Raw genomic sequence first — 5,653 nt, 5'->3', positions numbered from 1 at the left:
TGCTCCTGTTGTTTGAGAACTCAATAGTGTGCCAAGTTTGTTGATACCAATTATTTATTGGTTGAAGTGCCGTGGCGTGCCGCCCCTGTGGTGTGTCGCGGTTTTATCAGCCTGGTTTGAATTTAGTGCAGTGTCTTTGGTCGTTTTCCCGGCTATTGGTGCTGTGTCTGTTTGAAACATTAACGGAGAGTTTGATCCTGGCTCAGGACGAACGCTGGCGGCGTGCTTAACACATGCAAGTCGAACGATGATCCGGTGCTTGCACCGGGGATTAGTGGCGAACGGGTGAGTAACACGTGAGTAACCTGCCCTTGACTCTGGGATAAGCCTGGGAAACCGGGTCTAATACCGGATATGACCTGTCACCGCATGGTGGTGGGTGGAAAGATTTTTTGGTCTTGGATGGACTCGCGGCCTATCAGCTTGTTGGTGGGGTAATGGCCTACCAAGGCGACGACGGGTAGCCGGCCTGAGAGGGTGACCGGCCACACTGGGACTGAGACACGGCCCAGACTCCTACGGGAGGCAGCAGTGGGGAATATTGCACAATGGGCGCAAGCCTGATGCAGCGACGCCGCGTGAGGGATGAATGCCTTCGGGTTGTAAACCTCTTTCAGCAGGGAAGAAGCGAAAGTGACGGTACCTGCAGAAGAAGCGCCGGCTAACTACGTGCCAGCAGCCGCGGTAATACGTAGGGCGCAAGCGTTGTCCGGAATTATTGGGCGTAAAGAGCTCGTAGGCGGTTTGTCGCGTCTGCTGTGAAAGCCCGGGGCTCAACCCCGGGTCTGCAGTGGGTACGGGCAGACTAGAGTGCAGTAGGGGAGACTGGAATTCCTGGTGTAGCGGTGAAATGCGCAGATATCAGGAGGAACACCGATGGCGAAGGCAGGTCTCTGGGCTGTAACTGACGCTGAGGAGCGAAAGCATGGGGAGCGAACAGGATTAGATACCCTGGTAGTCCATGCCGTAAACGTTGGGCACTAGGTGTGGGGGACATTCCACGTTTTCCGCGCCGTAGCTAACGCATTAAGTGCCCCGCCTGGGGAGTACGGCCGCAAGGCTAAAACTCAAAGGAATTGACGGGGGCCCGCACAAGCGGCGGAGCATGCGGATTAATTCGATGCAACGCGAAGAACCTTACCAAGGCTTGACATGGGCCGGACCGGGCTGGAAACAGTCCTTCCCTTCGGGGCCGGTTCACAGGTGGTGCATGGTTGTCGTCAGCTCGTGTCGTGAGATGTTGGGTTAAGTCCCGCAACGAGCGCAACCCTCGTTCCATGTTGCCAGCGCGTAATGGCGGGGACTCATGGGAGACTGCCGGGGTCAACTCGGAGGAAGGTGGGGACGACGTCAAATCATCATGCCCCTTATGTCTTGGGCTTCACGCATGCTACAATGGCCGGTACAATGGGTTGCGATACTGTGAGGTGGAGCTAATCCCAAAAAGCCGGTCTCAGTTCGGATTGGGGTCTGCAACTCGACCCCATGAAGTCGGAGTCGCTAGTAATCGCAGATCAGCAACGCTGCGGTGAATACGTTCCCGGGCCTTGTACACACCGCCCGTCAAGTCACGAAAGTTGGTAACACCCGAAGCCGGTGGCCTAACCCCTTGTGGGAGGGAGCCGTCGAAGGTGGGACCGGCGATTGGGACTAAGTCGTAACAAGGTAGCCGTACCGGAAGGTGCGGCTGGATCACCTCCTTTCTAAGGAGCTTCCTCGAACCGTTCCCGGCGCGCCTTAAGTGCGGGTCGGGTGGTTTGCAGGGCAAGCCCGTTGCGGACACGATTGTTGTCCGGCGGGTGCTCATGGGTGGAATATCAACGGATTCGGTGTCTGTCGCGGTTGTCCGCATGCCAGTACGGTGCCTCCTTTGCGGGGTGCCTGGAACGTGTGGGGGAATCGCGGGGGGTATCTTTTGGCACACTGTTGGGTCCTGAGGCAACAGGACCTTATCTTGCAGCGATGTGAGAGGGGGCCGGTTGGTTCCTCTTGTTCCCGCATTTTTCCGAAGCCCGCACGTTGTGTGTGTGGTGGAGGTGGGTGACGGGGTTGTTGTTTGAGAACTACATAGTGGACGCGAGCATCTTAAAGCAATTTTTTTGATGAACCTGGTTTGGCTTCACCCTTTGGGTGGGGTTGTTCCACGGTTCTCTCGAGAAGCTTTATTTGATCTTTGTGGTCAAGTTTTTAAGAGCACACGGTGGATGCCTTGGCATCAGGAGCCGAAGAAGGACGTGGGAATCTGCGATAAGCCTGGGGGAGTTGATAACCGAACGGTGATCCCAGGATGTCCGAATGGGGAAACCCCGCCCGGCGCGCGAGTGACCGGGTGACCCGTACCTGAACACATAGGGTGCGTGGAGGGAACGCGGGGAAGTGAAACATCTCAGTACCCGCAGGAAGAGAAAACAACAGTGATTCCGTTAGTAGTGGCGAGCGAACGCGGAAGAGGCCAAACCGGTCCATGTGTGATAGCCGGCGGGCGTTGCATGGCCGGGGTTGCGGGACTTTCCGCTGCTGTTCTGCCGGACAGCGAAAGTGAGTGCGTGCGTATAGGTGAACGGTCTTGAAAGGCCGGCCGGAGAAGGTGTAAGCCCTGTAACCGTAATGCGTGACGCCGCTTGGAGAGTATCCCAAGTAGCACGGGGCCCGAGAAATCCCGTGCGAATCTGCCAGGACCACCTGGTAAGCCTGAATACTACCTGATGACCGATAGCGGACAAGTACCGTGAGGGAAAGGTGAAAAGTACCCCGGGAGGGGAGTGAAACAGTACCTGAAACCGTGTGCTTACAATCCGTCGGAGCAGCCTTGTAGCTGTGACGGCGTGCCTTTTGAAGAATGAGCCTGCGAGTTAGTGTTACGTCGCGAGGTTAACCCGTGTGGGGAAGCCGTAGCGAAAGCGAGTCTGAATAGGGCGATGCAGTGGCGTGATCTAGACCCGAAGCGGAGTGATCTACCCATGGCCAGGTTGAAGCGCGTGTAAGAGCGCGTGGAGGACCGAACCCACTTCAGTTGAAAATGGAGGGGATGAGCTGTGGGTAGGGGTGAAAGGCCAATCAAACTCCGTGATAGCTGGTTCTCCCCGAAATGCATTTAGGTGCAGCGTTGCGTGTTTCTTGCCGGAGGTAGAGCTACTGGATGGCCGATGGGCCCTACAAGGTTACTGACGTCAGCCAAACTCCGAATGCCGGCAAGTGAGAGCGCAGCAGTGAGACTGTGGGGGATAAGCTTCATAGTCGAGAGGGAAACAGCCCAGACCACCAACTAAGGCCCCTAAGCGTGTGCTAAGTGGGAAAGGATGTGGAGTTGCCCAGACAACCAGGAGGTTGGCTTAGAAGCAGCCACCCTTGAAAGAGTGCGTAATAGCTCACTGGTCAAGTGATTCCGCGCCGACAATGTAGCGGGGCTCAAGTACACCGCCGAAGTTGTGGCATCAGCGTATTATCCAAGCCTTCGTGGTTCAGGAGCGCTGGTGGGTAGGGGAGCGTCGTGTGGGCAGTGAAGCTGCGGCGGAAGCCAGTGGTGGAGCCTACACGAGTGAGAATGCAGGCATGAGTAGCGAAAGACGGGTGGGAAACCCGTCCGCCGAATGATCAAGGGTTCCAGGGTCAAGCTAATCTGCCCTGGGTAAGTCGGGACCTAAGGCGAGGCCGACAGGCGTAGTCGATGGACAACGGGTTGATATTCCCGTACCGGCGAAAAACCGCCCATGCCAATCCGGTGATGCTAACCGCCCAAACCGTTCATCCGTGCCCTTCGGGGCCAGTATGGGCGGGGCGCGCGGGACCCGATCCGGGGAGGTAAGCGTATTAACAGGTGTGACGCAGGAAGGTAGCCGAGCCGGGCGATGGTAGTCCCGGTCCAAGGATGTAGGGTGAACGGTTGGCAAATCCGCCGTTCGTGAAGCCTGAGACCTGACGGGACCCCCGTATGGGGGGATTCGGTGATCCTATGCTGCCGAGAAAAGCATCGACGCGAGGTTTTAGCCGCCCGTACCCCAAACCGACACAGGTGATCAGGTAGAGAATACCAAGGCGATCGAGAGAATTATGGTTAAGGAACTCGGCAAAATGCCCCCGTAACTTCGGGAGAAGGGGGGCCCGGACCGTGAAGAAGCCTTGCGCTTCTAAGCGGGTAAGGGCCGCAGAGACCAGGGGGAAGCGACTGTTTACTAAAAACACAGGTCCGTGCGAAGTCGCAAGACGATGTATACGGACTGACTCCTGCCCGGTGCTGGAAGGTTAAGAGGACCTGTTAGCCCCTTCGGGGGCGAAGCGGAGAATTTAAGCCCCAGTAAACGGCGGTGGTAACTATAACCATCCTAAGGTAGCGAAATTCCTTGTCGGGTAAGTTCCGACCTGCACGAATGGAGTAACGACTTCCCCGCTGTCTCAACCATAAACTCGGCGAAATTGCACTACGAGTAAAGATGCTCGTTACGCGCAGCAGGACGGAAAGACCCCGAGACCTTTACTATAGTTTGGTATTGGTGTTCGGTGTGGCTTGTGTAGGATAGGTGGGAGACTGTGAAGCCCGGACGCCAGTTCGGGTGGAGTCATCGTTGAAATACCACTCTGGTCACTCTGGACATCTAACTTCGGCCCGTAATCCGGGTCAGGGACAGTGCCTGATGGGTAGTTTAACTGGGGCGGTTGCCTCCTAAAGAGTAACGGAGGCGCCCAAAGGTTCCCTCAGCCTGGTTGGCAATCAGGTGGCGAGTGTAAGTGCACAAGGGAGCTTGACTGTGAGAGCGACAGCTCGAGCAGGGACGAAAGTCGGGACTAGTGATCCGGCGGCACATTGTGGAATGGCCGTCGCTCAACGGATAAAAGGTACCTCGGGGATAACAGGCTGATCTTGCCCAAGAGTCCATATCGACGGCATGGTTTGGCACCTCGATGTCGGCTCGTCGCATCCTGGGGCTGGAGTAGGTCCCAAGGGTTGGGCTGTTCGCCCATTAAAGCGGTACGCGAGCTGGGTTTAGAACGTCGTGAGACAGTTCGGTCCCTATCCGCTGCGCGCGCAGGAAATTTGAGAAGGTCTGTCCTTAGTACGAGAGGACCGGGACGGACGAACCTCTGGTGTGTCAGTTGTACTGCCAAGTGCACCGCTGATTAGCTACGTTCGGATTGGATAACCGCTGAAAGCATCTAAGCGGGAAGCCGGCTTCAAGATGAGATTTCCATCCCCTTCGGGGGGAGAGGACCCCAGCCAGACCACTGGGTTGATAGGCCGGATGTGGAAGCGAGGACGAAAGACTCGTGGAGCTGACCGGTACTAATAGTCCGACAACTTACACCACACCACCCCCTACGGGGTGGGTGATCAAATGCATGCTACGCGTCCGCTATGTGGTTCCCAGACAACAACCCGTTGTCAGCCCGGGAACAAAACAACTGAATAAAGTTCCAAGCAACAAGCTTGTAACCACAGATTTGCCGCCAAGGCCCGCTTCAGGGATCCGGGGCGTGCACGAAGGGTTACGGCGGTCATAGCGTGGGGGAAACGCCCGGTCCCATTCCGAACCCGGAAGCTAAGGCCCACAGCGCCGATGGTACTGCACTCGGGAGGGTGTGGGAGAGTAGGTCACCGCCGGACATTCTTTACAAGGGAAGGCCCCGCCAACGACGGCGGGGCCTTCCCTTCGTTAAC

General features: G+C 56.9%; 3 rRNA genes. All 3 read left to right on the top strand.

Annotation, left to right across the window (positions count from 1 at the left end):
* Positions 1–179: 179 nt before the first annotated feature.
* Positions 180–1,703: ribosomal RNA gene (locus ACWF5H_RS18215) — 16S ribosomal RNA — on the top strand.
* Positions 1,704–2,177: 474 nt separating this feature from the next.
* Positions 2,178–5,303: ribosomal RNA gene (locus ACWF5H_RS18210) — 23S ribosomal RNA — on the top strand.
* A gap of 179 nt (positions 5,304–5,482) precedes the next feature.
* Positions 5,483–5,599: ribosomal RNA gene (gene rrf, locus ACWF5H_RS18205) — 5S ribosomal RNA — on the top strand.
* The 16S, 23S and 5S rRNA genes sit together here, the layout of an rRNA operon.
* Positions 5,600–5,653: the final 54 nt, after the last annotated feature.

This window comes from Arthrobacter sp. NPDC055138 (assembly GCF_053607305.1).
Note: the sequence above shows the minus strand (reverse complement) of the source record. Positions and strands in the feature narration are given on the sequence as shown.